The following is a 25,645-nucleotide window of genomic DNA, read 5'->3' as shown; positions in this document are numbered from 1 at the left end:
CCAAAGTGATCGATCTGAACTTGCGCTGTCAGCAACTGCATCCCAAACCTGCCGGAAACAAGGGGGAGTGTTCAAATGCCCAAGGCCGTACTTTATCGCATGGATTTGCCCAACTACACCTGTGGCTACGGTACCGCCGCGCGTGATCTGCTGCACCGCGAGAAGTTCGAAGTTGAGGAGCATATACTTCGGACGCGCCGTGAAACTGATGCTTTCAAAGACAAGCACCACATCACGACGACGCCTTTGATCTTCATCGATGGTGTCAAAATCGGCGGGTTCACTGACCTGAAGAAACACCTCAAGGCACAAAAGCCCCGGCCAAAGCGGTTCTGGAAGCGCTGATTTGAGCTGTCTTGGACGCGGTTTTCAGGCTGACGGTTCGGGTTTGTGGAACGCGGGCTGCTGTCTTGGTGCCGAGGTTTCCGGGATGCGGGAATGACCCGACGGACCTGCACCGGACAGGCAGGGCGGCTTCTTATTGCGGAACAACAGTGTCAGGCGGCCGTTTGGCCCATTTGGGGCGGCGCTGAGCCTTGCAACCCTTTCCCCTAGCGCATAGGTTCCGCTGCAAAATTCCGGCATGACACCACATGCCGCATAGACAGAAGGAATATCCCATGGACGGTGGCGCAGTCGCCCAATTTCTCCCGCTTATCCTGATCTTCGCGATCATGTACTTCCTGCTGATCCGCCCGCAGCAAAAGAAGATGAAGCAGCATCAGGCGATGGTTGACGGCCTGCGCCGCGGCGACCAGGTGGTCACCCAGGGCGGTGTCATCGGCAAGGTGGCCAAAGTAAAAGAAGACGGCGAGATCGAAGTGGAAATCGCAGAAGGCGTCAAAGTGCGCGTGGTCAAGGCGACCATCGCACAGGTTCTGAACAAGACAGAGCCCGCGTCCTGAGCGTTTCCCGCAACGATCTGAAAAGGCAGGGCAATGCTGCAAATTGATCTCTGGAAGAGGGTGTTGATCTGGCTGGTATGTGCAGCTGGTATCATGCTTGCCCTGCCAAACGGGTTTTACACCCGCGTCGAACAGGCCAATGACGCGGCCGCCGACATCATCGCCAAGGGCGAGACGCCGGAGCGGCTGGAAGTTGCGGGCCAATGGCCGGATTATCTGCCGTCTGGCCTGGTGAACCTGGGCCTTGACCTGCGGGGTGGTGCGCATCTGCTGGCCGAAGTGCAGGTCGGCGATGTGTATGAAGCGCGGATGGACGCGCTGTGGCCGGAAGTGCGCGATGCGCTGCGGCCTGAGCGCGCAACTGTCGGCACATTCCGCCGTCAGCCGGGCGCATCGGATCAGATTCGTCTGAGACTTTCCAAGCCTGACGGTATGGCCCGCGCGCTGGAAGTGGTGCGCGGACTGGCCAATCCCATCACCACGCTGACCGGCGTCGGTGCCAATGATATCGAGGTTTCCGCCGAGGGTGACATCCTGGTGGTGCAGCTGAGCGAAGCGGAAAAGATCGCCTCGGATGACCGCACGGTGCGCCAGTCACTGGAGATTGTACGCCGCCGGATTGATGAGGTCGGCACCCGCGAGCCGACAATTCAGCGCCAAGGCGCAGACCGGATCCTGATCCAAGTGCCGGGCATCGGCTCTGCGTCGGAACTGAAGGCCATCATCGGCACCACCGCACAGCTCACGTTCAACCCGGTTGTGGGGCGCGGCAGTGATCCCGATGCAGCGCCGGGCATTGGCAATGAAGTTATCCCGTCACTGGACGAGGAAGGTTTCTACTACACCATTGAATCCGCCGCCGTTGTCACCGGTGAAGATCTGGTGGATGCGCAGCCGTCGTTCGACCAGAACGGCCAGCCTGCGGTGACCTTCCGTTTCAACACCTCTGGCGCGCGCCGGTTCGGGGATTACACGGCTGAAAACATCGGTTCCCCCTTTGCCATCGTGCTGGACGATGAGGTGGTTTCAGCGCCAGTGATCCAGTCGCATATCCCGGGCGGCTCCGGCATCATCACTGGCAACTTCACCATTGAGGAAAGCACCAACCTGGCGGTGCTGCTGCGCGCAGGCGCGCTGCCGGCGGAACTGGTGTTCCTGGAAGAGCGCACCATCGGTCCCGAACTGGGCCAGGACAGCATTGACGCGGGCAAGATCGCCACCATCGTGGCCTTTGTCGCGGTGCTGGTGTTCATGGGGCTCAGCTATGGCCTGTTCGGTCTCTTTGCCAATGTGGCGCTGATCCTGAACATCGCGCTGATCTTCGGCATGCTGAGCCTGATTGGCGGCACGCTGACCCTGCCGGGTATTGCCGGTATCGTTTTGACCGTGGGTATGGCGGTGGACGCCAATGTGCTGATCTTTGAACGCATCCGCGAAGAGCTGAAGGCAGGCCGCGGCCCGGCCAAGGCGATTGACGAAGGCTACTCCAAGGCGCTGAGCGCCATTCTGGACGCCAATATCACCACATTCATCACCGCGGTGATCCTGTTTGCCATGGGCTCTGGTCCTGTGCGCGGCTTTGCGATCACGTTGGGGCTGGGCATCATGACGTCGGTCTTCACCGCGATCTTTGTGACCCGTCTGATGATTGTCATGTGGTTTGAACGGCGCCGTCCGAAAACGATTGAGGTGTGATATGCGGCTGAGACTGGTTCCCCAGGAGACCTCTTTCGATTTCTTCAAACGCGCCAAGCTGTGGCTGGGCATTTCGGCTCTGATGATGGTGGTGGGCTTTGCGTCCTTCCTGTTTCAGGGGCTGAACTTTGGCATCGACTTCCGCGGCGGCACCACAATCCGCACCGAGTCATCGGAAACGGTGGACGTCGGCGCCTACCGCGATGCACTGGCGGTGCACGGTTTGGGTGATGTGTCGATTACCGAGGTATTCGATCCGGCCTTCGAGGAAGATCAGCACGTCGCCATGATCCGTATTCAGGCACAGGACGACGGCGAGGCGATCTCCGGCGAGATTATCGAAACGCTGAAGGCCTCGCTTGACGCTGTCGCGCCGGGTATCAAATTCGTGTCCGTCGAATCCGTTGGCCCCAAGGTCTCGGGCGAACTGATCACCACCGCGATCATCGCGGTCGCCTTGGCCATTGCTGCAGTGCTTGTCTATATCTGGCTGCGGTTTGAGTGGCAGTTCGCACTCGGCGCGGTGGCGGCGTTGGTGCATGACGTGGTGCTGACCATCGGCGTGTTCTCGGAGCTGCAGATCAAGTTTGACCTGGCAATCATCGCGGCGCTGCTGACCATCGTTGGCTATTCGCTGAACGATACTGTGGTTGTATTCGACCGGGTGCGCGAAAACCTGCGCCGTTACAAGAAGAAGGATCTGGCAGAGGTTTTGAACCTGTCGATCAACGAGACCCTCAGCCGGACGGTGATGACCTCGGTGACCACGCTGCTGGCCCTGATATCGCTCTATGTGCTGGGCGGTGACGTGATCCGCGGGTTTGTCTTTGCGATGATCTGGGGTGTGATCGTCGGCACCTATTCGTCGGTCTTTGTCGCCTCCACCATCCTGTTGAAGCTGGGGGTAAAGCGGGACTGGACGAAACAGGCCAACACCACCGGCAACCAGTTCGGAAACATCGATGCTTGAAGCGTTCGACGCAGCCCTGGCCACGCCGGGGCTGTTCTGGTTGCTTGTCACCATGGGAGCCGCGGGTCTTGTCCGCGGCTTCACTGGTTTTGGCACCGCGATGATCTTTGTGCCCGTTGGTGCGCAGTTCCTGCCTGCGGCAGATGTGGTGTTCCTGATGGTGCTGATGGGGGTGTTTTCCACCATCACCCTGTTCCCGCAGGCCTGGAGCAATGCAGACAGGGCGGAGGTTGGCGCCTTATCCATGGCGGCTGCAGTGACTGTGCCTGTAGGCCTGTGGCTGATGGGGCAGATGGACGCGCTCACCGTGCGCTGGCTGGCCGCTGGTGTCATCGGGTTGACCCTGGCCGCTGTGGTGTCCGGCTGGCGCTGGCAGGGCACGCTGGGCTGGCCGGGGCGTTTTGCCATTGGCGGTGCAGCGGGTGTGGTCGGTGGCATGACCGGACTGACCGGCCCTGTAGTGATTGTTTTCTACCTGGCCAATGTGCGCGACGTGGCACGGGTGCGGGCAAACACCATTGTCTTCCTGGCTGCACTGGATGTGGTGATTGCGGTCAACCTGATCTTTGGCGGGCGGGCCAGCCTGCAGGCCTTCATTCTGGCAGGCTTCCTGGGCATTCCATATCTGATCACCACTCTCACCGGCAAAGCACTGTTTGATCCCAAGCTGGAGCAGCTCTATCGCTTTGCCTCCTATTCCGTGATTGCGCTGGCCGTGTTAACCAGCCTTCCGGTGTTTGACTGAAAGGACCAGCGCATGCGCCTGAATGAAGTAAGCTATTCCGACGCGCAACCGGTTGACGGCTACGGTGCCGGGTTCTTCCGTATCGGCGGCCAGGTGCATCAGGGCGCTGTGCTGACCTCTGCTGCCGGCACAGCCTCCTGGGGCGGTATGCGCGACGCGGAACCGCTGCTGGCGCTGGCTGGCGAGATTGATGTGCTGTTCATCGGCACCGGGCCGGAGATCGCCCATATCCCGGCTGACTTGCGCAATGCCCTGGAACAGGCCGGACTGGGCGTCGAGGCCATGAATTCTCCGGCGGCCTGCCGCACCTACAATGTGCTCTTGTCTGAAGGGCGCCGTATAGCCCTGGCTGTTTTGCCGGTTTGAAGATGAATTTCCGATGTATTTGACCTGCCGCAAGGCGGGCCGCTGCGGAATGTTCTTTTCAGGCGGCGGTGCAATGGGATAAGCGAAATTCATGACCTTGATTGTGACGGACCTGAGCGTGGCCCGCGGCGGCATCCCGGTGCTGGAGGGCGTGAGCTTTGCGCTGGAGCCGGGCAGGGCGCTGATTCTGCGCGGCCCCAACGGTATCGGCAAGACCACGCTCTTGCGCACCGTCGCCGGACTGCAGCCGCCGTTGAAAGGCCGGATTGCGGGCGCCGAAGACCAGATTGCCTATGCGGCCCATTCCGACGGGCTGAAGCCGACGCTGACCGTGGCAGAGAACCTGACCTTCTGGGCCAGCGTTTTCGGGCGCAGCGGTATTGAACAGGCGCTGGACAGCTTTGATCTGCAATCTCTGCGCGACCGGCATGCCGGCGCCCTGTCGGCAGGTCAAAAGCGCCGCCTTGGTCTCAGCCGGATGCTGGTGACCGGTCGGCCTGTCTGGATCATGGATGAACCAACGGTGAGCCTTGACGCAAACTCGGTGGCGATGTTTGCCGAAGCGATACGAACGCATCTGGAGCAGGGCGGATCTGCCCTGATTGCCACCCATATCGATCTGGGGCTGGAGGCAGAGGTGCTGGACACCGGCCCCCACAAGGCCAAACCGCCCGAGATCGACGATTTTGACGGAGGCTTCCTGTGATTGCGCTTTTGCTGCGGGATCTGAAACTGGCCTTGCGCGCGGGCGGCGGTTTTGGTCTGGGGCTGGCCTTTTTCCTGATCGTGACCGTGATGGTGCCGTTCTCAGTCGGCCCGCAATCCGAGCTGCTGTCCCGCATCGCCCCTGGCGTGCTGTGGCTGGGTGCGCTTCTGGCCTGCCTGTTGTCGCTCGACCGCCTGCTGGCACTGGACTGGGAGGACGGCTCGCTCGACCTGCTGGCCACCGCGCCGCTGCCGCTGGAAAGCATTGTCACCATCAAGGCGCTGGCGCATTGGATCACCACCGGCCTGCCGCTGGTGCTGGCGGCCCCGGTGCTGGGAGTGCTTTTGAACCTGCCGACGCCGGGCTTTCTGTGGCTGGTAATCTCGCTCTTGCTGGGCACGCCTGCGCTGTCCGTCATCGGCACTTTTGGCGCCGCATTGACCGTTGGGCTGAAACGCGGTGGCCTGTTGATGTCATTGCTGGTGATGCCGCTGTATGTGCCGACGCTGATCTTCGGGTCTGAGGTCGCCCGCCGCGGCGCCGAGGGCATGGCAGTGCAGACGCCGCTGCTGCTGCTGGCCGGGATCTCCGCCGCCTCCATCGCCTTGCTGCCTTTTGCCAGCGCCGCCGTCCTGCGCGTCAATTTGCGCTGACCGCATGCCGACCCCGTGAATTGAGAAACCCGAGAACAAGAGCTAAATAGCCATCATGTCGATCTGGGAATACGCCAACCCGAAGAAATTCCTGACCACCTCTGAGAAGGTGATGCCGGCCTTGTGGGTCAGCTCTGCGGTGCTGATTTCCGCTGGCCTGATCTGGGGGTTCTTCTTTACGCCTGACGATTACCGGCAGGGGTCTACTGTCAAGATCATCTTCCTGCATGTGCCGTCCGCCCTGATGGCGATCAATGCCTGGTTCATGATGCTGATTGCCTCGCTGGTCTGGGTGATCCGCCGCCATCATGTCAGCGCATTGGCCGCCCGTGCCGCAGCGCCCATTGGTGTGGTGATGACCGTGATTGCGCTGATTACCGGTGCGTTCTGGGGCCAGCCGATGTGGGGCACCTGGTGGGCCTGGGACCCGCGGCTGACGTCCTTTCTGGTGCTGTTCCTGTTCTATCTCGGCTATATCGCCCTGTGGGAGGCCATCGACAACCCGGACACTGCTGCAGACCTGACGTCGATCCTCTGCCTGGTGGGTTCGGTCTTTGCCGTGCTCAGCCGCTATGCCGTGAACTTCTGGAACCAAGGGCTGCATCAGGGGGCGTCGCTGTCGCTGGATGAGAAAGAGAATGTGCACGATGCCTTCTCTTCGCCGCTGTATGTCTGCATGGCGGGGTTTGCCCTGCTGTTCCTTGCGCTGGTGCTCTATCGCACCGGAACTGAAATCCGCGCCCGCCGCATCAAGGCATTGATGGCGCGCGAACGGCTGGAGGCCTGATGCCCGATCTTGGAAAATATGCCGATACGGTGCTGTCGGCCTATGGCGCCTCGCTGCTGCTGCTTGCGGCTTTGGTGGTGTTGACCATCTGGCGCGGTCGCAAAGTGCGCCGGGAGATGGAAACTCTGGAAACACGGATGAAACGCAATGGCTAAAATCTCGCCTCTGATGGCGGTTCCCGGTGTTGTGTTTGCAAGCTTTGTTGGTTTGGCGCTTGTTGGCATGTTCCGCGAAGACCCCAATAGCCTGCCGTCTGCCCGGGAAGGCCAGCCCGCGCCGCCGGTGGTGCTGGACGAATTCCCCGGCAAAGAGTTGTTCAGCGACGCGACCCTGCGGGACGGCAGCGTGAAGCTGGTGAACTACTGGGCCAGCTGGTGCGCGCCCTGCCGGGCGGAGCATCCCAACCTTGAGGCGCTGTCAGCGGAAGGCATTCCGGTCTACGGTGTCAACTACAAGGATCAGGAAGAGAAAGCGGTTAACTTTCTAAAAGAGCTTGGAGACCCATATTCAGCTGTTGGCGCTGATCCAAAGGGCAGGATGTTCATTGATTGGGGTTCTTATGGGGTGCCGGAAACCTATGTCGTGGACGGCAACGGCAAAATCATCCTGCGGTGGGCAGGCCCCATCACTCAGCGGGTGATCGACAGCACCCTGCGCCCGGCAATGGAAAAAGCCGCCGCCGGGCAGTAATCAGCCGTCAGGGTTGGACCGGTTCAATCAACGTATAGCTGCTGAAGTCGGGCTCGGCCTCTGCCAGCGCATAAACACGATCAAGGTGTTCCTGCTTAGACCGCCAGATCAGGTATTCGCCGAATGCTTCTGAATCCTGCCATCTCTGGAATACGGAGATTTCTTCCCGTTCCGGCGCCAGCAGGATTTCCGCCTGCAAACATCCGTTGTGTTTACGGGCCTCCTCCACCATCTGAGTGATAAGTGCCGTCAGCTCAGTGAATTTTCCTGGCCTGGGGCGCAAGCTGATGATTACTGCTTCTGCCATTGAATCCTCTGGGATTTATGAGTGCTGGAAAGGGTCCCAGCTCCCCGGAAATTTCTGGTAAATTTGCGTTTTAGGTCAACCAAAAATACTGAGATCCAGATCCAGCCCGGTGCCCAACCAGATGCCATGGTCGCGGTGATCAGCAATGGCATCGCCGGTTTCCGGATGGGCAAAGACCACCAGCCCGTCCCGGTTCAAGGCCAGCCAGGGCAGCAATTGTGCGAACTGATCCGGTGTGGCCGCCAGCTGGCAGGACCACATGGGATGCGGGCCGACAGGCTTTTCATGGACGCGGCCCATTTCCACAGCAAAGGTATCCGCAGCGCGCTGGCACAGGCTGCGCGCCTGTTTGACCGTCTCTGCGTCAAAGTAAACATGGGCGTGATAGCCGCTGATGTTTTCTGTCTGTTTCATGGCTGCAATCTCTTCCTGCCAGTGCACAGTTGCAATGGGCTAAACCTGAACAGATCCTGTGCAGCCCCCGTTCAGGTCGAGGCTATGGCACCGAGAAAGTGCGGAACTCCTGTTCCCGACGCATGGTTGCGCTGCGGGCATCCAGATCGCCGCGTTCGGCGCGCCAATCCATATAGTGGTTCAGATGCTCGGCCGTTTCCCACAGGTGGAAAATGGCAATCTCGAAGCGTTCCCGATCGATACCAACATGGGCGTCCAGACAACCGGGAAAGGAACGGGTGGCGGGCAGCATGTCCAGGACTGCGTTGAGATGGCCATCGAATGTTTCGATGTCGGGATAAACAACTACAAAAGCTGCCTCTTTCATGCGGGGGGCCTAGCCTTGTTAGTGATCTGCTCAAATCATTAGGTGTATTTTTGATGCACCTTTGCATAAGTATGCAATGCCGTACAGCCGTTAAAAGCTGTTGAAATTACACGTAAAAAGTGTGCCTCGGATGCGCTTGTCAGACAATGGGTGTTCTTCTTTTGTCTGCGGGGGCAGCACACACAGACCCTGGGGCCAAAAACAAACATGCACCCCGAAGGGTGCATGTTATTAGGTGCAAAACCCAGTTGGATTTTATGACTTGGCCAAGTTGCGCAGCACATAGTGCAGAACGCCGCCGTGTTCGATGTATTCAATCTCAGGCGCGGTATCGATGCGGCACTTCAGGGTGATTTCTTTCACCGAACCGTCGGCAAAGGTGATCGAGCAGGGAACTTCTTGCAGCGGTTGGATGGTGTCCAACCCGCTGATCGAGACGGTTTCCTCGCCGGTCAGACCCAGGGATTTGCGGCTGTCGCCACCGGTGAATTCGAACGGGATCACGCCCATGCCCACCAGGTTGGAGCGGTGGATGCGCTCAAACGATTCGGCGATCACCGCCTTCACGCCTAGCAGCGCCGTGCCCTTGGCCGCCCAGTCGCGCGAGGAGCCCGCGCCATATTGTTCACCGCCGAACACCACCAGCGGGGTACCGTTTTCCTGATGCGCCATTGAGGCATCAAAGATCGAGGTCTGTGCGCCATCGGGGCCTTTGGTGTAGCCGCCCTCGACGCCGTCCAGCATCTCGTTCTTGATGCGGATGTTGGCGAAGGTGCCGCGCATCATGATCTCGTGGTTGCCGCGGCGCGAGCCATAGGAGTTGAACTCACGCGGTTGCACCTGACGCTCCAGCAAGTACTGGCCGGCCGGGGTGGTTGTGGCAAAGGAACCAGCGGGGGAGATGTGGTCGGTGGTGACCATATCGCCCAGAACCGCCAGAACCTTGGCGTTCTCGATATTTGAGATGGTGCCCGGCTCCGTGCCCATGCCCTGGAAGTAGGGCGGGTTCTGGATATAGGTAGAGGCTGCGGGCCAGTCATAGGTTTCCGCGTCGGTGGTTTCCACCGCCTGCCATTTTTCGTCGCCCTTAAAGACGTCGGCGTATTTCGACTGGAACGCCTCGCGAGTGACGGTCCGTTCGACCAGCTCTGCGACTTCCTGTGTCGAAGGCCAGATGTCTTTCAGGTAGACGTCATTGCCGTCCTTGTCCTGCGCAATCACGTCAGACGCCAGGTTGATGTCCATAGTGCCGGCCAATGCGTAGGCCACCACCAGCGGCGGAGAGGCCAAGTAGTTGGCGCGCACATCGGGACTGATACGGCCTTCGAAGTTGCGGTTGCCCGACAGCACCGAGGTTGCCACCAGGTCGCCCTCGGCAATGGCCTCGGAGATCTCCTGCTGGATCGGGCCGGAGTTGCCGATGCAGGTGGTGCAGCCGTAGCCCACCAGGTTAAAGCCGACCTTGTCCAGATCTTCCTGCAGGCCCGCGGCCTCCAGATAGGCGGAGACAACCTGCGAACCGGGCGCCAGCGAGGTTTTGACCCAGGGCTTGCGGTCGAGACCGAGGGCAGCCGCCTTGCGCGCGACCAGACCGGCGCCGATCATCACATAGGGGTTGGAGGTATTGGTGCAGGAGGTGATCGAGGCGATCACGACCTTGCCCGATTCCATGGTGTAGTCTTCGCCTTTGACGGCGACTTCCTTGCCCATCGGACGTTTGAATGTCTCTTCCATCTCATTGGCGAAGGCCGATTTGGCGTCGGTCAGCGCAACATAGTCCTGCGGGCGTTTCGGGCCGGAGATGGCCGGAACGATAGTGCCCATGTCCAGGCTCAGGGTGCTGGTGTAGACCGGATTGTAATCCGCGTCGCGCCAGAAACCGTTTTCCTTGGCGTAGGCTTCGACCAGCGCAATGCGGTCTTCGTCACGGCCGGTGTTGCGCAGATAGCGCAGGGTTTCGCCGTCGATCGGGAAGAAGCCGCAGGTGGCGCCGTATTCCGGTGCCATGTTGGCGATGGTGGCACGGTCGGCCAGCGGCAGCCGGTCCAGACCAGTCCCGTAGAATTCGACGAATTTGCCAACCACGCCTTTGGCGCGCAGCATTTCCACGACCTTAAGAACCAGGTCGGTGCCGGTGGTGCCTTCGACCATCTCACCGGTCAGCTCAAAGCCGACAACTTCGGGGATCAGCATGGAAATCGGCTGGCCCAGCATCGCTGCTTCGGCCTCGATGCCGCCAACGCCCCAGCCCAGCACCGCGGCGCCATTGACCATGGTGGTATGGCTGTCGGTGCCGACCAGCGTATCCGGATAGGCGACTTCCTCGCCGTTCTGGTCGGTGTCGGTCCAGACGGTCTGCGCCAGATATTCCAGGTTTACCTGGTGGCAGATGCCGGTGCCCGGCGGCACAACGCGGAAGTTGTCAAAGGCGTTCTGGCCCCATTTCAGGAACTGGTAGCGCTCCATGTTGCGCTCATACTCGCGGTCGACGTTCATCTGGAACGCGCGCGGGTTGCCGAATTCGTCGATCATCACCGAGTGGTCGATGACCAGATCCACCGGCACCAGCGGGTTGATCTTGGCGGCAGAGCCTTTCAGGCCGACGATGCCGTCGCGCATGGCCGCCAGATCCACAACCGCTGGCACGCCGGTAAAATCCTGCATCAGCACGCGGGCCGGGCGATAGGCGATCTCACGCGGGTTCTTGCCGCCCTGGGCGCCCCATTCGGCAAAGGCCTTGATGTCGTCCGTGGAGACGGAAAAGCCGCCGTCCTCGAACCGCAGCATATTTTCCAGCACCACTTTCAACGCGGCGGGCAGTTTGGAAAAATCGCCAAAGCCGGCCTCAGTGGCGGCGGGAATGGAGTAGTAGGAAATCGACTTGCCGTTGACGCTGAGTGTTCGGCGCGCTTTGGCATTGTCCTGACCGACGGTGATAGGCATGTTTGGCCTCCCTCAAGAATTTCAGATCGGGAATTCGCTGACTGCTAAATGCATGAGGAAGATTAAGCATTCAATAGCACAAACGCCGCAGGGGGTGCTTTTGTATGCAATCGTACACATATTTTGCGCTGTGCTGCCTCTCGGTGCCCTCAAAAATGATTGATTGGCTAAATCGGCGGCACATCTTTAGACCAGAAGCCTGAAAAACATAGAAAGCGATTCATGAGATTCCTGGTGCCGCTCGCGGCTGTTCTTGGACTAGCCTTGCCGGTGTACGGCCAATCCGCAGCGGAACCTGTTGTGGTTGAACTCTATACCTCGCAAGGCTGTTCTTCCTGCCCGCCCGCAGATGCGCTGCTGCACAAGCTGGCAGAGCGCGAAGATGTGCTGCCGTTGGCGTTTCATGTCGATTATTGGGACTACATCGGCTGGAAGGATGCATTCGCAAACCCCTCGCACACCAAACGGCAGAAGGGATATGCCCAGGCGGGCGGGCGGCGCATGATCTACACCCCTCAGATGATCATCATGGGCCAGGACGATGTGGTTGGCGCCGACAGGATGAAAGTAGAGGATGCCATCGCCCGCCATCAAAAGCAGCCGCGGTCTGTATCGCTGTCTGCGAAACGGCAGGGGGAACAGGTGGTGATCCGGTTGCAGCCAAGGGCGCAATTGTCCGAAGACCGGCTGCTGGTACAATTGATCCGATATACGCCGCAGCAGACTGTCAGCATCAATCGCGGAGAACTGGCCGGACGGACACTCAGCTATGCCAATGTGGTTGAAGACTGGCAGATTGCAGCGGAATGGGATGGGGCAGGCGACCTGGAGATCGCAGTTCCGGCACCTGGCAGCGCAGCTTCCGCCGTGCTGGTGCAGGCAGCCCCGTTCGGCCCGGTCATTGCTGCGGTGCGGGTCGACTGATCTTCCGCGTCAGCCTGCGTCCTGCCTGGGTTGTTTTGCCGCTTTTCCAACGGGCACATAAGGTTTCCAGCGGCGGTGAATCCAAAACCACTGGCCGGTGTGTTTGCGGACAATACCCTCCAGATCGGCGCTCAGCGCCTTGGTCATGGTCAGCGGATCAGAAGCCGGCACTGCGGCGTTCATAATGATCTCAAAGTCCAGACCGTTTTCCTGCCTGACCGCATAGACGGGAATCAGTACGGCCCCGAATTTCAGTGCCAGTTCCGCCGGGACAGTAGAGGTGACTGCAGGCTTGCCAAAAAAGTCGATCAGCTCACCTCCCTGGGCATGCAGATCGGTGACAATGGCGGCGATACCGCCTTTTTTCAGATGCCGGACCAGCTCCACCATGCCGCGTTTGCCCTGTTCAAACAGCGGCTCGCCATTCTGTTTGATGGCGTCCACATAATGTGCGTTGAAATAGGGGTTGGCCATTCGGCGATAAAGCGCGCCCATTTCGTGACCGCGGGCGACCAGCGCGGCACGGGCGGCATCGTAATTGCCGAAATGGGCGGTGGCCAGCAGCACCGGGCGACCTGCTGCGCGCGCCTCCTCCAGAGCCTGCAGGCCCGGACCGGAGATCGGCGCGGCATGGGCGCGGTCATGAAAGGGCTTGCCAGCGTAGATTTCTGCAATCATCCGGCCCGCATTGTCGCTGACATTGCGGTAGAGCTCTGCCGGGTCCATGTCCGCCAATTCCGGGCTGACCAGTTTCAGGTTGTTGCGCACCCGCTTGTCAAAGCCTGCCAGCCGCCCCATGGCAGTGACAAGCCGGCCCATCATCGGAACCCGCAACCGGTAGGGCACCAGCCCGGCGGCCCGCAGAAGGCCGCGCAGAAACAGGTTGCTGCCAAAATATTTGACATGGCTCCAGGTGGAGAGCTGGGAAGGATCTGCGGGCATGGCGTCTGGATGGCTGCGGCGCGGAACTGCGCCCGGAAGCCTGCATCATACGCAGCTGATGCAGCAGGTACAAGCTGCGCTGGCACAGGACTGGCACAGGGCTGGCAGAACGTGGCCAGCCCCGGTGGCTGGCGTTAACCGGCGTCCTCTTCTTCGTCCTCGTCGGTCGACTTCAGCGTAATTTCGCCTGAAGTGGCCAGATCGCGCATGGCGGAAACGATCAAGCCATAGGCGGTTTCACCCTCGCTGCGTTTGACTTTGCCTCGTTCAGCGACTTCCTCTCGGATATTGTCCGCCATGCGGCTCGACATATTCTTGAGCAGGAACTCGGAGGTGGCCACGTCCTCTTCGTCGGTGGCAAAGGCAATGGCGGTGACCAGATCGGGCTGCGACAGAACGCGGATCAGTTTGGGGACATCCATCGCCTGCATTCTCTCGGCAATAAGTGCGAAGGTGAAGATCGCCTTGCGGACCGTGACGGCGAATTCCTCGTCTTCCTCATCCAGTGCGGTCAGCACTTCGTCGCGCTTGGCGGCCGCGGCTTCGGTCAAAATGCCGCCCAGGCGCTGGCCGGGTGTCTGATCGAAGGCAAGATCGGGCCGTGATTCAACCTGGGCAGCCAGCGACAGGCCGATGCGGTCCACCGTGTCCGGTGTCACATTGGCTGTTTGACTGACGGCATAGGTGATGCGGCGGGCCGTGGGGCCGGGCAGATGTATCAGCATCTGGGCTGCCTTGGCGGTGTCCAGCTTGGACAGTAGCACTGCGGCGACTTCCGTGCTTTCGGCCTCTGCCAGCTCGGCGAGATCTTCGGGTGGCAGTTGCTTCAGCCGTTCCCAGGGGTCGCCGAACTGTCTTACCCCGGCTTCCCGGCGCAGGCGGCTGTGGGTATGGCGGCTGATCTTGCCTTCCATCGCTGTCAGGGCGCCGGCCAGCCCGTTGGGGAAATGCAGGCCGATATTGTCCAGAAGATCGGCGAATTCGCCCGCCACGGCGTTCAGCGTGTCGCGGTCAACAATCCGCATCCGTCCCATCTGCTGGGTCAGCTCCAGCTGCAGATCGTCGGGCAGCTCTTCGAGCGGAATCTCCGCGCCCTCATTCAGCAGCAGCCGCACGATGATGGCCGCCTTGGCCTTGCCGCTGAGCCCAGAGGCCGCGGCCGGATCTGCCAATGCTCCGCCGCCCATCCCGCCACCGAGACCGCCTGCATCCAGGCCGCCCAGTGGCGCAGGCGCGGCGAAATCGCCCATGTCCATTCCGCCCATTCCGCCTCCGCCCAAGTCCAGTGGAAGCGCCAGCATATCGTCTTGAGGCATTCTCGCACCCTAGATAAGATTCTTCTCAATCGCGGGGTGCAGAATAGGACGGAAGCCGTAAAGAAAGGCTGAAGCCTAATAGTTGTAGGTGGCGCCGGTTTGCAGCGCGCTGTGCAGCGAGGCTTCTGCCCAGGTGCCTGCACCGCCGCGGGCCCTGATTTCCTTCCATTGGGCGAGAGCCGCGCCGTATTTCCCCTGTTCAACAAAGCCTTGCCCCATGTACGAACGGGCCAGGATGTTGTCCGGTTCCTGTGCCAGCGCCTGATCATAAAAGGCCTGGGCCAGTTTCAGGTTGCCCAGTTTGCGGTGCGTGAACCCCCAGTAGGTCAGCACCATGCTGTCCTTTTGATCCGCCATTGCGCCCAGCACGGCCTGCGCATCCTCCTGGCGGTCGGCATAGGCCAGTTCCCGCGCAGCCTCCAGCAAGCCTTCCTGATTCAGCGAGGACTTCTGAGGCCGCACACAGCGTTTCTTTTCCTCGTCCCAGACACGTTTGCCCTTGCAGGTTTTGGTGGTTTCGGACGGCTTCGGCGGGTTCCAGTCGTTGCCGCTGGCAGCAAGGGCTGCAACTGGCAGGGTCAAGGCAGCGGCCAAGGCGAAAATACGCATGTCGTAAACTCCAAATGCAATCTCTGACACAGTTTAACCTCAGAACCGGGGCAGCGGTCTGTATTTTTGTTCACAAAGGCGTTTTTAGCAGACAAACAAAACGCCCCACCGGAAGGGCGGGGCGTCTGACAAACTTTCTTTAGTATGGCTTATTCGCCGAAGACCCGCTTGAAGATCGTATCGACATGTTTGGTGTGATAGCCCATGTCGAATTTTTCGTTGATCGCGTCTTCGCCAAGTGCCGCAACAACATCGGCATCCGCCAGCAGAAGTTCACGGAAATCAACGCGCTCTTCCCAGACCTTCAGGGCATTGCGCTGCACCATGGCATAGGCGTCCTCGCGGCTGACACCGGCCTGTGTCAGCGCCAGCAGCACCCGCTGGGACATCACCAGACCAGGGAACTTGTTCATGTTGTCCAGCATGTTCTCGGGGAAGACCAGCATCTTGTCGACAACACCGGCCAGCCGGTTCAGGGCAAAATCGAGGGTGATGGTGGCATCCGGACCGATGCCGCGCTCGACGGAGGAGTGGGAGATGTCCCGCTCGTGCCACAGCGCCACGTTTTCCATTGCCGGGATCACCGCCATGCGCACCAGGCGCGCGAGGCCGGTCAGGTTTTCGGTCAGAACCGGGTTCTTCTTGTGCGGCATCGCCGAGGAGCCCTTCTGGCCCATCGAGAAGAATTCCGCGCCTTCCAGCACTTCGGTGCGCTGCATATGGCGGATTTCCACGGCGATGTTTTCGATCGACGAAGCGATGACGCCGAGGGTGGCAAAGAACATCGCGTGGCGGTCGCGCGGGATCACCTGGGTCGAGATCGGTTCCGGGCGCAGGCCCAGCTGCTCGCAGACATGATCCTCGACCGCCGGGTCGATATTGGCAAATGTGCCGACCGCGCCTGAGATCGCGCCGGTGGCCACTTCCCAGCGGGCCTTTTCCAGACGGTTCTTGTTGCGATCCATTTCCGCATAGAAGCGGGCAAAGGTCAGGCCCATGGTGGTGGGCTCGGCATGGATGCCGTGCGAGCGGCCGACACGCACGGAGTCCTTGTGCTCCAGCGCGCGTTTTTTCAGAGCAGCCAGCACCTTGTCCATGCCCTCGAGCAGAATGTCGGCAGCACGCACCAGCTGCACGTTCAGGCAGGTGTCCAGCACGTCCGATGATGTCATGCCCTGATGCACAAAGCGGGCTTCCTCGGAACCGACATGCTCTGCCAGATGGGTCAGGAAGGCGATGACGTCATGTTTGGTGACAGCTTCGATTTCGTCGATGCGGGCGACGTCGAACTCCACGTCTTTGGCTTTCCATACCGCATCGGCGTTTGCGCGCGGGATCACGCCCAGGTTTGCCATGGCTTCGCAGGCATGTGCCTCGATCTCATACCAGATCTTGAATTTGGTTTCGGGGGACCAGATGGCGACCATCTCGGGGCGGGCATAGCGCGGGATCATGGGCGAAAGCACCTTTTTGTGATTGTGCAGCAGATGCCCGGCCTCTTAGATCAGGAGAGGGCAGACAGCAAGGCTGGGAGAGGGTGATGAGGCAGATTGCCCTGATGATTGCGGTATCATGTGCGGTTTCACCGCTTTGAGCAGGAATTTTGCGGGTCTTCATCAGCGATGAGGCGCAGGGCGCGCCGGACGGGCGCAAAAGACGGGTGCGTCGGCCCGCCGCCAACTCCGTGGGTTTGACATGTCTTGGACAGCGATGCTGTCTCTTTGCGTCGTTTCAGAGTGGACGGCGGGGCCCCTGCCGGTCGCCACGTATCGCAAAAGCAGAAGCTCCCGCCTGCGGTACGGTCTTCTGGCGAAGACCTGCCGCAGTTGGGCCCGGCACCGCGCGTGGGCGCGGTGCCGGGCCCCAGGCCGCGGCGGTTGCAGATTTTGGGCCACCCCGGGCGTTGTGGGGGCCCGCCCCGGGGGGGGGGGGGGGGCCGGGGCCCCAAGGCCGCTGCTGTTGCAGATTTTCTGCAATGGCCGGGGGCGGGAGTACCCCGACTCCCCCTCAGACAGCGGTCGAATGTTGTTTGGCGTCCAGGTGGGTCACCACTTTGGCACCGCTCTCCAGCGTGCGGTGCACCGGGCAGCGGTCGGCTATTTCCATGAGCCTTGCCCGCTGCGCATCGTCCAAGGGGCCGCACAGGTGGATGACCCTGGTGAATTGGTCGATCTTGGCAGGTCCGGTGGGCTGAGCGTCCTGGGCGTGCACCTTGTCATGGCTCACATCCACGCTGACCCCTTCAAGCGGCCAGCCCTTGCGGCGGGCATACATCCGCAGGGTCATCGAGGTGCAGGCCCCCAACCCGGCCGCAACAAAGCCGTATGGTGACATGCCGCGATTGGTGCCGCCGTAGGCCAGCGGTTCATCTGCATAGGTGTGGTGATAGGGGCCGGACTGTACATCCTGCAAAAACCCCTCGGGATCGGCTTCTGTCACCCGCAAGATGCCTTCCGGCGCGCCGGGCGGAGGTGCGGGTGGTGTCATTTTCACATAACGCCCGGCCCAGGCAGCGATGACTTCCGCTGCATATTCCGCATCTGCAGGCCGCGAGATCAGGTGGTCGGCATCGTCAAGTGTGACAAAGCTTTTGGGATGTTTCGCAGCGGTGAAAATTGACGCCGCATTGTCGATGCTCACAGTTTCATCGCGCGGAGCGTGCAGAACCAGCAGGGCGGCTTTCAGCCCGGCGATAGCCGGCTCCAGCGCTTCAGCGCTGATATCGTCGACGAACTCCTTGCCGATGATAAAAGCCCGCCCGCCGAGGCAGACTTCTGCCTTGCCGCTGGCTTCAATCTCCGGCAGCGCCGCGTCGAAATGATGTGATACATGGCCGGGGTCAAACGGCGCTCCCAAGGTGACGACGCCCTTGACCGTCGGGATGCCAGCCCGGGCCCGCAGCACCGCAGCACCGCCCAGTGAATGGCCGATCAGCAGGGACGGTGCCATGCTGCGCCCGGCAAGATACTGGGCGGCCTTGATCAGGTCCGCCACATTGGAGCTGAAGGTGGTGTTTTCAAACTCTCCCTCTGAATGGCCCAGGCCGGTGAAATCGAAACGCAGAACTGCAATCCCCATGGCCGCCAGACGCCCGGCAATCCGCCGTGCGGCCGGTATGTCCTTGGAGCAGGTGAAGCAATGGGCAAAGAGCGCCGTGGCCAGTACCGGCCCCTCGGGCAGGTCGAGGCGGGCAGCAAGAGTGTTTCCGGCGTGGCCGGGGAAGGATATCCGTTCCGTGGGCATGGGCGTGGCCTTTGTTGGGTGTTCTGCATAGATTGAGCACTGTTTGGGTTCTGAACAAGGCAATGGGACGGGACGTCACGGGAAGGTGAAGGCAGATGAGCAGCAGCAGCCTTATGGGGATCGGATGTTACAATCCACAAACCGCACGCGACTGTGACATGTGGCAAAGGTTACAGGATTTCTGTGCCAGCGCACCGCAGCCCTTTGGCAGGGACCCGCAAACGGGCCATGTGACCGGATCCGCCTTTGTGATGTCTTGGGATATGCAGAGCGTGCTTTTGACCCATCACCGAAAACTGGGCCGCTGGTTCCAGCTGGGAGGCCACTGCGATGGCATCGCCGATGTGCCGTTTGTGGCCCAGAAAGAGGCCTATGAGGAAAGCGGGCTAACGCGGATCAAGCGGATGTCGGAATGGGTGTTTGACGTCGACATCCACGAGATCCCCGAAAACGCAAAGGAAGCCGCGCATCTGCATTTCGATGTGCGCTACCTGTTTCAGGCAGAGGCCGGGAAGATTTCCGCCAGTGAAGAATCCCACTCTCTCGCCTGGGTGCCGCTGAAGCGGTTGGCAGAGGTGACGGGTTCTCCTGGGGTGCTGGTTCTGCGCGACAAGCTTGCGCCGTTCCTGCAACGCCATTGCTAAGCGGAGGCGCCTGACGGCGCCACAGGCTGTTCCGGCCTCTCCTTGCGGGAGAGGCCGGCATTTGGGCTCAGGCTTCGCCCAGCAGCGCCTTGTCAAAGGGGTAGCTGGTCAGGTTCTCATAGCCGTCGTCGGTGATCAGCACCTGGTCTTCCAGCTTGATCGAGAAATCGCCGCCCTCAGGCGAGACCAGCGCCTCGACGCAGAGCACCATGCCCGGTTCCAGTTCATAGTCGAAGGCGCCGTCGACCATCTGGTCCGGGTAGGCGACCAGTGGCCATTCATCACACAGACCAACACCATGCATCATGCAGCCATATTTCTGCTTCTGGAACTGATCGTCCAGCAGATGGCAGCCGCGTGACAGCTCCTGAATGTTCACCCCGGGTTTCAGCATTTCCATGTTGTGGCGGATGTGTTCGATCCCGTGCTGCATCGCATAGATCATATCGGGCCGTGGCGTGTCATCGCCGATCCACCAGCTGCGGGAGATATCGATGCAGATGCCGTAGGAGCCGACCAGATCGGTGTCAAAGCTGATCATCTCGTTGTTCTGGATGATGCGGGGGCCGCATTCCTGGAACCACGGGTTGGTGCGCGGGCCGGAAGCCAGGAGCCGGGTTTCGATCCATTCGCCGCCGCGGCGGATGTTTTCCGCATGCAGAACCGCCCAGACGTCATCCTCGGAGATAGTGCCGCCGGGAATCTGTTCGCGGGCGAATTTCTCCATGGCTGCCACCGCGGTTTCGCAGGCGTGATGGGCGCAGCGCATCGCCAGGATTTCATCCGGGCCTTTCACTGCGCGGCATTTCTCTGTCAGTTCTTCGCCGGGGAAGATCTCCAGCTCCTGCGCCTCTAGTGCGCGCAGGCCATGCAGCATCACCTTGTCCACCGCCAGCCGTTTATTGCTGCCGCTGTGTTCTTCCAGCAGGATGCGCACCTCGTTGGAGAATTTGTCGGCGGCCACGTCGATCTTGTCGCCACGATCGAAATAGAACAGGTCTGCGCCCGCGCGCTGCTCGCGCACCAGAGGGTTGAATTCGCTGAGGAACGGGGACTGTTTGTAGTCCCACAGCACCATATAGCCGTCGGCGCAGATCAGCAGTGCGCGGAACGGATTATGGGTGTTCCACAGCTGCATATTGGTGCTGTCGGTTGCATAACGGATGTTCAGCGGATCAAACACCAGCAGGCCGCCATAGCCGCGGTCGTTGATGAACCGGGTCAGCCGTTCCCAGCGGAACTTGCGCAGCGCCTGAAGGTCGGGCAGCTGCAGCCCGGCTGCGGCCCATTCAGAGAAGGCCAGTTGTGTGGGGCCGATTTCAACCCGGTCATTGTCATTCGGGGTGTTGTCGCCCAATGTGGCGCCGCGGGTCGGGTCGATTTTTCGGATGTCGCGGTAATGCTCATTCATGCTGGGAAGTCCTTGCTGCACAGGTGTGTCCAGCGTGGCGCCCCATCTTTTCGGAATCGCGGCTGAAAGCGACGGATTTTAACGTCGTTTCTGACCTAGCCTGTCGGCAGAAGAGTCAGGCCTTTTCTCTGCCGACAGCCAGCCCTTATGGCACCAGCGACCGGGCGGCCAGGACCATGCCTGCGCTGTCCAGATACAGAACCAGAGCAGTCAGCAGCAGCATATGGGTGATGAAGCGCAAACGGCGCGGCCCCGAGAAGGACAGGGCTGCCAGCGCAGAATCCTGCAGCTTGCGCCCCCAGCTGCCGCGCAACTCTGCTGTGGGGATTGTGACTATCAGTCCAGTCCGCGATTTGCCGGAAACCTGTGCATCGAAACTTTCGGGATTAGGCCGTTCAGCCTGCTGAAACGCAAGTTCGCAATGCGCTTCGAGCGCCAAGGCGGTCTGTTCAACCGGGGTAAAACACTCTCTTCCGCGTGGCTTGGACGGTATCGCCCATTCAGCCGCAGATGAACTGTCTTCAGCGGCGTCCTTTGGCGAAACAGAATGCCCCGCATCGGCTGTCTGGGGATCAAATGCGCTCTGGAATTGCTCGCATGTCAGGGTCACCCCAGTATCAAGCCACTCCACTGAAGTTGCCTCGACCTTATCCACCAGGCGCCTCAGCATGGCGGCAAGAATCAGCTCGGAAATTTCCCGGTCGCAATAATCAGGGTAGGTCGGCGTCAGCGACAGCTCCAGCAGCGCCGAAGGCTGCATGACACTGCCAGGCAGTTTTCTGGTGCGACACAGAGGCAGGCGGCGCACGCGCACAGTCACCTGATAATGGTCGCATTGAAGCCTGGCCGTATTTTCGGCCCGTGCCTCTATCTGCTCAGCCGGGTGGCCGAAGTCATCCAGCGTGTCGACAACCGTGGTCACCGCTTCGGACATCGTTCCGCTGTCGCGGCCTTCCAGCCCCAACCGACCTGTATATTGCACATCTTTCGCCACTGTCCGGATCCTCCATTCAGGGTGCCGTTACAGGAAGATTAAAATTTGAAATAGTTGAAAGTAGGGCGTCTGTGACTGATTTTCCGGAAGTTGTGCTGGTCTGTGAAAATGAACTTAAGAAGTGATCAATTGTCTGAAAAGTAATGTAAATTTTGAGTTATCCAGATTGGCGGACGCTGGATTGCGGCTCAACTGTGGCGGGAGGTCGACACATTGATGCCCAAAGGCTTGCAATCTTCACGATAGCTGGAGATTGTATTACTCGGCGGGAATAACAGAAAACGCCCGCCGGGCAGGGCGGGCGCAGTCATGCCGGGTTTCAGGGGCGCCAGTCTTCAGCCGTCGATCTGTTTCCCCATGATCGCCAGCGACTGCTGGTAGACGGTGGCGGCATTCCATTCCTTCAGCACGCGGTAGTTTGGCTCCCCCTGCTGATAGCCTTTGCCGGGTTTCCAGCCCTTTTTGCGCAGGTAATTGGCGGTCGAGGCCAGAGAATCGCCCATATTGTAAAAGTCGACGCGACCGTTTCCGTCCCAATCCACGCCGTATTTCAGTGCGTTGCCCGGAAGGAACTGGGTGTGGCCAAGCTCGCCGTGTTTGGCGCCCAGAGTGGCGGGGCTGATGGCCCCCTGATCCACCAGTTTCAACGCCCCCAGCGCATGGGGGCGGAAAAAACCGGAGCGGCGGCAGTCATAGGTCAGCGTGACGATGGCAGAGACCACCTGGCTGTCGCCCATGTAATTGCCAAAGGCGGTTTCCATCCCGTGAATGGCAATCAGAATACCTGCGGGCACGCCGTATTTGCGTTCCAGCGCTGCGTAGAAATCCGGGTTGCGGGCTTTACGCTTGCGGCCCTGGGCGACGATCGTGGCAGATCCGCGGATCTGCATGAATTTCTCCAGCGAGTATTTGAAACTCTTCTGGTTGCGGTCGGCTGAAATTGTCCGGCGGGCATATTGGGCATTGGCCAGGGCCTGCAGGCCATTCTTGCGCACACCTGCGCGTTTGGCCACGCGCTGGAATTCCCGTTTCCAGGTGTCAAACCCGGCAGATGTGTTGCCGCAGTCGGCAGCCAGGGCCGGGGCGGCGAGAAGGGCGGAGATCAGGGCTGGGGCCAGCAGTCGGCGCATGAAGGAAACTCTCAAATTGTGACTCTTGCCCTGCAGCCTAACGCGCTGGCCGATCTTGTCTAACGGGAAAAGCTGCCCTTGCTTCCCATTCGCTTAGGCAAAAGCCGTTCCTGCCGCCAGGGCAAGGCCGTCTGCGACCGCTGTCATCGCATTTTCCGTTTCCAGCCGGGCATTTGGGCAAAGGATGCGCATTTCAGCCTGCACGGCCGTCAGCAGCGAAGAGCCGCCGACCAGAACGATCCGCTCCACTTTTGCCGGAGGCAGGCCTGCTTGCGCCAAGGTCTCTGCTGCGCAGGCACCAATCGCCGCGGTCTGATCCGCCAATGTCTGCGCCACGACGGCGTCATCCAGCGGCACCGACAATCCGCGTTCCAGAAGCTTCAGGTCAATCAGGGCCGATGCGCTGCCGGAATTGGCGCGAATCTTGCCGTGCTCCACGGCAAACGCCAGCTCATGGCCCAGCTCATCCTCCAGCACAGAAACCAGCCGCTCCAGCTTTGCCGGTTCCGCCGCATTGGCCGCCAGGTCCCGTGCCGCGCGGCGGCTTTCCGGTGCATAGAGAAAGGGGATCATCTGCCAGGTCGCCAGATCATAAAACAGCCGGTTCGGAGCGGGCAGGGTTCCGCTGCCGAACGTATTGCGGATCTGGCTGCCCAAGCCCAACAGCGGCATGACATGGCGTATGCTCAGCTGCCGGTCAAAATCAGTGCCGCCCAGCCGCATGCCGTGCGAGGCCAGAATGCGGGTTGTGCCGTCCGCGTCCTGTTCAAAGGCCGTAAAATCCGAGGTGCCGCCGCCGATATCGACAATCAGCCCCGGGCCCGGCGCAGGCAGTGCGGCCTGCAGGGCGGCCTCTGGTTCATACATGAACATCACATCCTGAAAGCCAGCCGCCAAATAGCAGGCGCGCAGGTCTGCTTCGGCCTGCGCGTTGCGACCCTCGTCCTTGGAATGGAAGCGAACCGGACGCCCGGACAGCGCATGGGTGAACTCCATATGTGTTGCCGCTTCTGCCCGCTGCTTCATCTCGGCCAGGAACCGCGCAATCAGGGTGGCAAAGCTCAGGCGTTCGCCGCCCAGCCGCCGCTCCTCTTGCAGCAGTGGCGTGCCCAGCAGGCTTTTCAGCGCACGCATGAACCGGCCTTCTTCGCCGCTGATCAGCGCCCGCGTCGCACTGTGGCCGATTCGCATGGCGCCTGCGCTCTGTGCAAAGAACACTGCCGTGGGCAGGGTTTGCTGCCCCGGTTCCATTTCCACCAGCCATGGCTGGCCGGCAACTGCAATGCCAGCGGCTGAGTTGGAGGTGCCAAAGTCGATGCCAAGAGTGTTTGGAGGTGTCATGGAAGGCTCCTGTCTGCCAAGCGCGAGCCGCGCTGGATAAGGAATGCCTGTCTCAAGAGCAAGCCCTGCAAAGGAAAAGGGCGCCCCGCGGGACGCCCTTTTCGTGTCTGATCTGGCAGCTTAGCAGCTGTAGTACATGCCGAATTCCACCGGGTGCGGGGTGTGCTCGTACTTGTGGACCTCTTCCATCTTCAGCTCGATATAGCCGTCGATCTGGTCTTTGGTGAACACGTCGCCCTGCAGCAGGAAGTCGTGGTCGGCGGCCAGCGCGTCCATGGCTTCGCGCAGCGAGCCGCAGACGGTCGGGATGCCTTCCAGCTCTTCGGCCGGCAGGTCGTACAGGTTCTTGTCCATGGCTTCGCCCGGATCGATCTTGTTCTTGATGCCGTCCAGGCCGGCCATCAGCAGCGCGGCAAAGCACAGGTAGGGGTTCGCCGCCGGATCGGGGAAACGGGCCTCGACGCGCTTGGCTTTCGGGCTTTCGGTCCACGGGATCCGCACGCAGCCGGACCGGTTGCGGGCAGAGTAGGCGCGCAGAACCGGGGCCTCAAAGCCGGGGATTAGGCGTTTGTAGGAGTTGGTGGACGGGTTGGTGAAGGCATTCAGGGTCTTGGAATGCTTCAGGATACCGCCAATGAAATACAGCGCTTCCTGGGACAGGTCCGCATATTTGTCGCCGGCAAACAGCGGCTTGCCGTCTTTCCAGATCGACATGTTGACATGCATGCCGGAACCGTTGTCGCCATAGATCGGCTTGGGCATGAAGGTTGCCGACTTGCCGTAGGCATGCGCCACATTGTGGATGATGTACTTGTACTTCTGCAGCTCGTCGGCCTGTTTGGTCAGGCTGTCGAAGATCAGGCCCAGCTCGTGCTGGCAGGAGGCAACCTCGTGGTGGTGCTTGTCGACCTTCATGCCCAGACGTTTCATGGTCGAGAGCATTTCAGACCGCAGGTCCTGTGCTTCGTCAATGGGGTTCACCGGGAAATAGCCGCCCTTCAGGCCCGGGCGGTGGCCCATGTTGCCCATTTCGAACTCGGCGTCGGTGTTCCAGGAACCGTCGGTTGCGTCTACTTCATAGGACACCTTGTTGATGGTGTTGGAGAAGCGCACATCGTCGAACAGGAAGAATTCCGCTTCCGGCCCCATATAGGCCACATCGCCGATGCCGGAGGACTTGAGGTAAGCTTCGGCCTTCTGGGCGGTGCCGCGCGGGTCGCGCTCATAGGCTTCGCCGGTGTCTGGCTCGACAATGGAGCAATGGATGCACAGGGTTTTTTCCGCGTAGAACGGATCGATATAGGCAGAGCTGGTGTCTGCCATCAGTTTCATGTCGGAGTTCTCGATCGACTTCCAGCCGGCAATCGAGGAGCCGTCGAACATAAAGCCTTCTTCGAGGAAGTCTTCGTCCACCAGGTCCACGTCCACGGTCACGTGCTGCAGCTTGCCGCGCACGTCGGTGAACCGGATGTCGACATAGGCGACGTCTTCTTCTTTGAGTGTCTTGAGAACTGCGTCTACGCTCATTCCCTTGGTCCTTCTG

27 protein-coding genes are annotated in these 25,645 nt (G+C 60.5%); 13 read left to right on the top strand and 14 right to left on the bottom strand.

What is annotated here, in order from left to right:
* Positions 1 to 75: 75 nt before the first annotated feature.
* The 11 genes from ACP151_RS11910 (at position 76) to ACP151_RS11860 (ending at position 7,517) form a co-directional block, all read left to right on the top strand.
* Positions 76 to 345 carry a glutaredoxin family protein gene (locus ACP151_RS11910; protein WP_424979123.1) on the top strand — a complete coding sequence of 90 codons (270 nt, stop codon included), beginning with the start codon at positions 76 to 78 and terminating at the stop codon, positions 343 to 345.
* 275 nt (positions 346 to 620) lie between these two features.
* Positions 621 to 905 (top strand): preprotein translocase subunit YajC, encoded by a 285-nt coding sequence (gene yajC, locus ACP151_RS11905; RefSeq protein ID WP_039130110.1) that lies wholly within the window; start codon positions 621 to 623, stop codon positions 903 to 905.
* A gap of 33 nt (positions 906 to 938) precedes the next feature.
* Positions 939 to 2,600 carry a protein translocase subunit SecD gene (gene secD / locus ACP151_RS11900; protein ID WP_424979122.1) on the top strand — a complete coding sequence of 554 codons (1,662 nt, stop codon included), beginning with the start codon at positions 939 to 941 and terminating at the stop codon, positions 2,598 to 2,600.
* Between the two features lies 1 nt (position 2,601).
* Complete coding sequence (gene secF, locus ACP151_RS11895; RefSeq protein ID WP_424979121.1) at positions 2,602 to 3,570, top strand: protein translocase subunit SecF; 969 nt, start codon at positions 2,602 to 2,604, stop codon at positions 3,568 to 3,570.
* A complete protein-coding gene (locus ACP151_RS11890; protein WP_424979120.1) occupies positions 3,563 to 4,315 on the top strand; it encodes a TSUP family transporter in 753 nt (250 codons plus the stop codon). The genes secF and ACP151_RS11890 overlap by 8 nt, the downstream gene beginning before the upstream one ends.
* Before the next feature lie 12 nt (positions 4,316 to 4,327).
* Positions 4,328 to 4,681, top strand: coding sequence for an Mth938-like domain-containing protein (locus ACP151_RS11885; RefSeq protein ID WP_424979119.1), 354 nt, complete (start codon positions 4,328 to 4,330; stop codon positions 4,679 to 4,681).
* 91 nt (positions 4,682 to 4,772) lie between these two features.
* A complete protein-coding gene (ccmA, locus tag ACP151_RS11880; protein ID WP_424979118.1) occupies positions 4,773 to 5,387 on the top strand; it encodes a heme ABC exporter ATP-binding protein CcmA in 615 nt (204 codons plus the stop codon).
* Positions 5,384 to 6,040, top strand: coding sequence for a heme exporter protein CcmB (ccmB, locus tag ACP151_RS11875; RefSeq protein ID WP_424979117.1), 657 nt, complete (start codon positions 5,384 to 5,386; stop codon positions 6,038 to 6,040). Before ccmA ends, ccmB begins: the two co-directional genes overlap by 4 nt.
* A 55-nt stretch (positions 6,041 to 6,095) precedes the next feature.
* Complete coding sequence (locus ACP151_RS11870) at positions 6,096 to 6,827, top strand: heme ABC transporter permease (RefSeq protein WP_424979116.1); 732 nt, start codon at positions 6,096 to 6,098, stop codon at positions 6,825 to 6,827.
* A complete protein-coding gene (ccmD, locus tag ACP151_RS11865) occupies positions 6,827 to 6,982 on the top strand; it encodes a heme exporter protein CcmD (RefSeq protein WP_424979115.1) in 156 nt (51 codons plus the stop codon). Before ACP151_RS11870 ends, ccmD begins: the two co-directional genes overlap by 1 nt.
* Positions 6,975 to 7,517, top strand: a complete 543-nt coding sequence (locus ACP151_RS11860; RefSeq protein WP_424979114.1) for a DsbE family thiol:disulfide interchange protein — start codon at positions 6,975 to 6,977, stop codon at positions 7,515 to 7,517. The genes ccmD and ACP151_RS11860 overlap by 8 nt, the downstream gene beginning before the upstream one ends.
* Positions 7,518 to 7,524: 7 nt before the next feature.
* Here the strand turns inward: ACP151_RS11860 and ACP151_RS11855 are convergent, their stop codons facing one another.
* The 4 genes from ACP151_RS11855 to acnA all read right to left on the bottom strand — a co-directional run bounded on the left by ACP151_RS11855 (position 7,525) and on the right by acnA (position 11,548).
* Complete coding sequence (locus ACP151_RS11855) at positions 7,525 to 7,824, bottom strand: putative quinol monooxygenase (protein WP_424979113.1); 300 nt, start codon at positions 7,822 to 7,824, stop codon at positions 7,525 to 7,527.
* A gap of 75 nt (positions 7,825 to 7,899) precedes the next feature.
* Complete coding sequence (locus ACP151_RS11850; protein WP_424979112.1) at positions 7,900 to 8,238, bottom strand: DOPA 4,5-dioxygenase family protein; 339 nt, start codon at positions 8,236 to 8,238, stop codon at positions 7,900 to 7,902.
* 82 nt (positions 8,239 to 8,320) lie between these two features.
* On the bottom strand, positions 8,321 to 8,605 hold the full coding sequence (locus ACP151_RS11845) for a hypothetical protein (protein ID WP_424979111.1): 285 nt from the start codon (positions 8,603 to 8,605) through the stop codon (positions 8,321 to 8,323).
* A gap of 255 nt (positions 8,606 to 8,860) precedes the next feature.
* Entirely contained in the window at positions 8,861 to 11,548 is a 2,688-nt protein-coding gene (acnA, locus tag ACP151_RS11840; protein ID WP_424979110.1) for an aconitate hydratase AcnA, read from the bottom strand.
* A gap of 222 nt (positions 11,549 to 11,770) precedes the next feature.
* On the opposite strand from acnA, the gene ACP151_RS11835 reads away from it, so the two are divergent.
* Positions 11,771 to 12,472: a DUF1223 domain-containing protein gene (locus ACP151_RS11835; RefSeq protein WP_424979109.1), complete on the top strand. Its 702-nt coding sequence runs from the start codon at positions 11,771 to 11,773 to the stop codon at positions 12,470 to 12,472.
* A 9-nt stretch (positions 12,473 to 12,481) separates the two neighbouring features.
* Here ACP151_RS11835 and ACP151_RS11830 read toward each other — a convergent pair whose 3' ends face one another.
* The 5 genes from ACP151_RS11830 to ACP151_RS11810 form a co-directional block, all read right to left on the bottom strand.
* Complete coding sequence (locus ACP151_RS11830; protein WP_424979108.1) at positions 12,482 to 13,414, bottom strand: lysophospholipid acyltransferase family protein; 933 nt, start codon at positions 13,412 to 13,414, stop codon at positions 12,482 to 12,484.
* A gap of 134 nt (positions 13,415 to 13,548) precedes the next feature.
* Complete coding sequence (locus ACP151_RS11825; RefSeq protein WP_424979107.1) at positions 13,549 to 14,730, bottom strand: flagellar motor switch protein FliG; 1,182 nt, start codon at positions 14,728 to 14,730, stop codon at positions 13,549 to 13,551.
* Between the two features lie 75 nt (positions 14,731 to 14,805).
* A complete protein-coding gene (locus ACP151_RS11820; RefSeq protein WP_424979106.1) occupies positions 14,806 to 15,339 on the bottom strand; it encodes a tetratricopeptide repeat protein in 534 nt (177 codons plus the stop codon).
* A 149-nt stretch (positions 15,340 to 15,488) separates the two neighbouring features.
* A complete protein-coding gene (gene purB, locus ACP151_RS11815) occupies positions 15,489 to 16,793 on the bottom strand; it encodes an adenylosuccinate lyase (protein ID WP_424979105.1) in 1,305 nt (434 codons plus the stop codon).
* Between the two features lie 553 nt (positions 16,794 to 17,346).
* A complete protein-coding gene (locus ACP151_RS11810; protein WP_424979104.1) occupies positions 17,347 to 18,582 on the bottom strand; it encodes an alpha/beta fold hydrolase in 1,236 nt (411 codons plus the stop codon).
* A gap of 95 nt (positions 18,583 to 18,677) precedes the next feature.
* Here ACP151_RS11810 and ACP151_RS11805 point away from each other — a divergent pair, with 95 nt between their 5' ends.
* Positions 18,678 to 19,226: an NUDIX hydrolase gene (locus ACP151_RS11805; RefSeq protein WP_424979103.1), complete on the top strand. Its 549-nt coding sequence runs from the start codon at positions 18,678 to 18,680 to the stop codon at positions 19,224 to 19,226.
* 67 nt (positions 19,227 to 19,293) lie between these two features.
* Here ACP151_RS11805 and dddP read toward each other — a convergent pair whose 3' ends face one another.
* The 5 genes from dddP to glnA all read right to left on the bottom strand — a co-directional run bounded on the left by dddP (position 19,294) and on the right by glnA (position 25,629).
* On the bottom strand, positions 19,294 to 20,637 hold the full coding sequence (gene dddP, locus ACP151_RS11800) for a dimethylsulfonioproprionate lyase DddP (RefSeq protein ID WP_424979102.1): 1,344 nt from the start codon (positions 20,635 to 20,637) through the stop codon (positions 19,294 to 19,296).
* A 145-nt stretch (positions 20,638 to 20,782) separates the two neighbouring features.
* Positions 20,783 to 21,631: a hypothetical protein gene (locus ACP151_RS11795; RefSeq protein ID WP_424979101.1), complete on the bottom strand. Its 849-nt coding sequence runs from the start codon at positions 21,629 to 21,631 to the stop codon at positions 20,783 to 20,785.
* A 335-nt stretch (positions 21,632 to 21,966) separates the two neighbouring features.
* The gene (locus ACP151_RS11790) at positions 21,967 to 22,761 is read right to left on the bottom strand and encodes a lytic murein transglycosylase (RefSeq protein WP_424979100.1); all 795 of its coding nucleotides are present in this window, start codon (positions 22,759 to 22,761) and stop codon (positions 21,967 to 21,969) included.
* A gap of 93 nt (positions 22,762 to 22,854) precedes the next feature.
* Complete coding sequence (locus ACP151_RS11785; RefSeq protein ID WP_424979099.1) at positions 22,855 to 24,102, bottom strand: Hsp70 family protein; 1,248 nt, start codon at positions 24,100 to 24,102, stop codon at positions 22,855 to 22,857.
* 120 nt (positions 24,103 to 24,222) lie between these two features.
* A complete protein-coding gene (gene glnA, locus ACP151_RS11780; RefSeq protein ID WP_424979098.1) occupies positions 24,223 to 25,629 on the bottom strand; it encodes a type I glutamate--ammonia ligase in 1,407 nt (468 codons plus the stop codon).
* Positions 25,630 to 25,645 lie beyond the last annotated feature (16 nt).

It is taken from the genome of Leisingera sp. S232, from assembly GCF_049800895.1.
Classification (GTDB): domain Bacteria; phylum Pseudomonadota; class Alphaproteobacteria; order Rhodobacterales; family Rhodobacteraceae; genus Leisingera.
This window is presented reverse-complemented; position numbering and strand designations above follow the sequence as displayed.

Coding starts and splice junctions, on each gene's coding strand:
- ACP151_RS11910 (WP_424979123.1), top strand. CDS start 76: ATGCCCAAGGCCGTACTTTATCGCATGGATTTGCCCAACTACACCTGT.
- yajC (WP_039130110.1), top strand. CDS start 621: ATGGACGGTGGCGCAGTCGCCCAATTTCTCCCGCTTATCCTGATCTTC.
- secD (WP_424979122.1), top strand. CDS start 939: ATGCTGCAAATTGATCTCTGGAAGAGGGTGTTGATCTGGCTGGTATGT.
- secF (WP_424979121.1), top strand. CDS start 2,602: ATGCGGCTGAGACTGGTTCCCCAGGAGACCTCTTTCGATTTCTTCAAA.
- ACP151_RS11890 (WP_424979120.1), top strand. CDS start 3,563: ATGCTTGAAGCGTTCGACGCAGCCCTGGCCACGCCGGGGCTGTTCTGG.
- ACP151_RS11885 (WP_424979119.1), top strand. CDS start 4,328: ATGCGCCTGAATGAAGTAAGCTATTCCGACGCGCAACCGGTTGACGGC.
- ccmA (WP_424979118.1), top strand. CDS start 4,773: ATGACCTTGATTGTGACGGACCTGAGCGTGGCCCGCGGCGGCATCCCG.
- ACP151_RS11870 (WP_424979116.1), top strand. CDS start 6,096: ATGTCGATCTGGGAATACGCCAACCCGAAGAAATTCCTGACCACCTCT.
- ccmD (WP_424979115.1), top strand. CDS start 6,827: ATGCCCGATCTTGGAAAATATGCCGATACGGTGCTGTCGGCCTATGGC.
- ACP151_RS11860 (WP_424979114.1), top strand. CDS start 6,975: ATGGCTAAAATCTCGCCTCTGATGGCGGTTCCCGGTGTTGTGTTTGCA.
- ACP151_RS11855 (WP_424979113.1), bottom strand. CDS start 7,824: ATGGCAGAAGCAGTAATCATCAGCTTGCGCCCCAGGCCAGGAAAATTC.
- ACP151_RS11850 (WP_424979112.1), bottom strand. CDS start 8,238: ATGAAACAGACAGAAAACATCAGCGGCTATCACGCCCATGTTTACTTT.
- ACP151_RS11845 (WP_424979111.1), bottom strand. CDS start 8,605: ATGAAAGAGGCAGCTTTTGTAGTTGTTTATCCCGACATCGAAACATTC.
- acnA (WP_424979110.1), bottom strand. CDS start 11,548: ATGCCTATCACCGTCGGTCAGGACAATGCCAAAGCGCGCCGAACACTC.
- ACP151_RS11835 (WP_424979109.1), top strand. CDS start 11,771: ATGAGATTCCTGGTGCCGCTCGCGGCTGTTCTTGGACTAGCCTTGCCG.
- ACP151_RS11830 (WP_424979108.1), bottom strand. CDS start 13,414: ATGCCCGCAGATCCTTCCCAGCTCTCCACCTGGAGCCATGTCAAATAT.
- ACP151_RS11825 (WP_424979107.1), bottom strand. CDS start 14,730: ATGCCTCAAGACGATATGCTGGCGCTTCCACTGGACTTGGGCGGAGGC.
- ACP151_RS11820 (WP_424979106.1), bottom strand. CDS start 15,339: ATGCGTATTTTCGCCTTGGCCGCTGCCTTGACCCTGCCAGTTGCAGCC.
- purB (WP_424979105.1), bottom strand. CDS start 16,793: ATGATCCCGCGCTATGCCCGCCCCGAGATGGTCGCCATCTGGTCCCCC.
- ACP151_RS11810 (WP_424979104.1), bottom strand. CDS start 18,582: ATGCCCACGGAACGGATATCCTTCCCCGGCCACGCCGGAAACACTCTT.
- ACP151_RS11805 (WP_424979103.1), top strand. CDS start 18,678: ATGAGCAGCAGCAGCCTTATGGGGATCGGATGTTACAATCCACAAACC.
- dddP (WP_424979102.1), bottom strand. CDS start 20,637: ATGAATGAGCATTACCGCGACATCCGAAAAATCGACCCGACCCGCGGC.
- ACP151_RS11790 (WP_424979100.1), bottom strand. CDS start 22,761: ATGCGCCGACTGCTGGCCCCAGCCCTGATCTCCGCCCTTCTCGCCGCC.
- ACP151_RS11785 (WP_424979099.1), bottom strand. CDS start 24,102: ATGACACCTCCAAACACTCTTGGCATCGACTTTGGCACCTCCAACTCA.
- glnA (WP_424979098.1), bottom strand. CDS start 25,629: ATGAGCGTAGACGCAGTTCTCAAGACACTCAAAGAAGAAGACGTCGCC.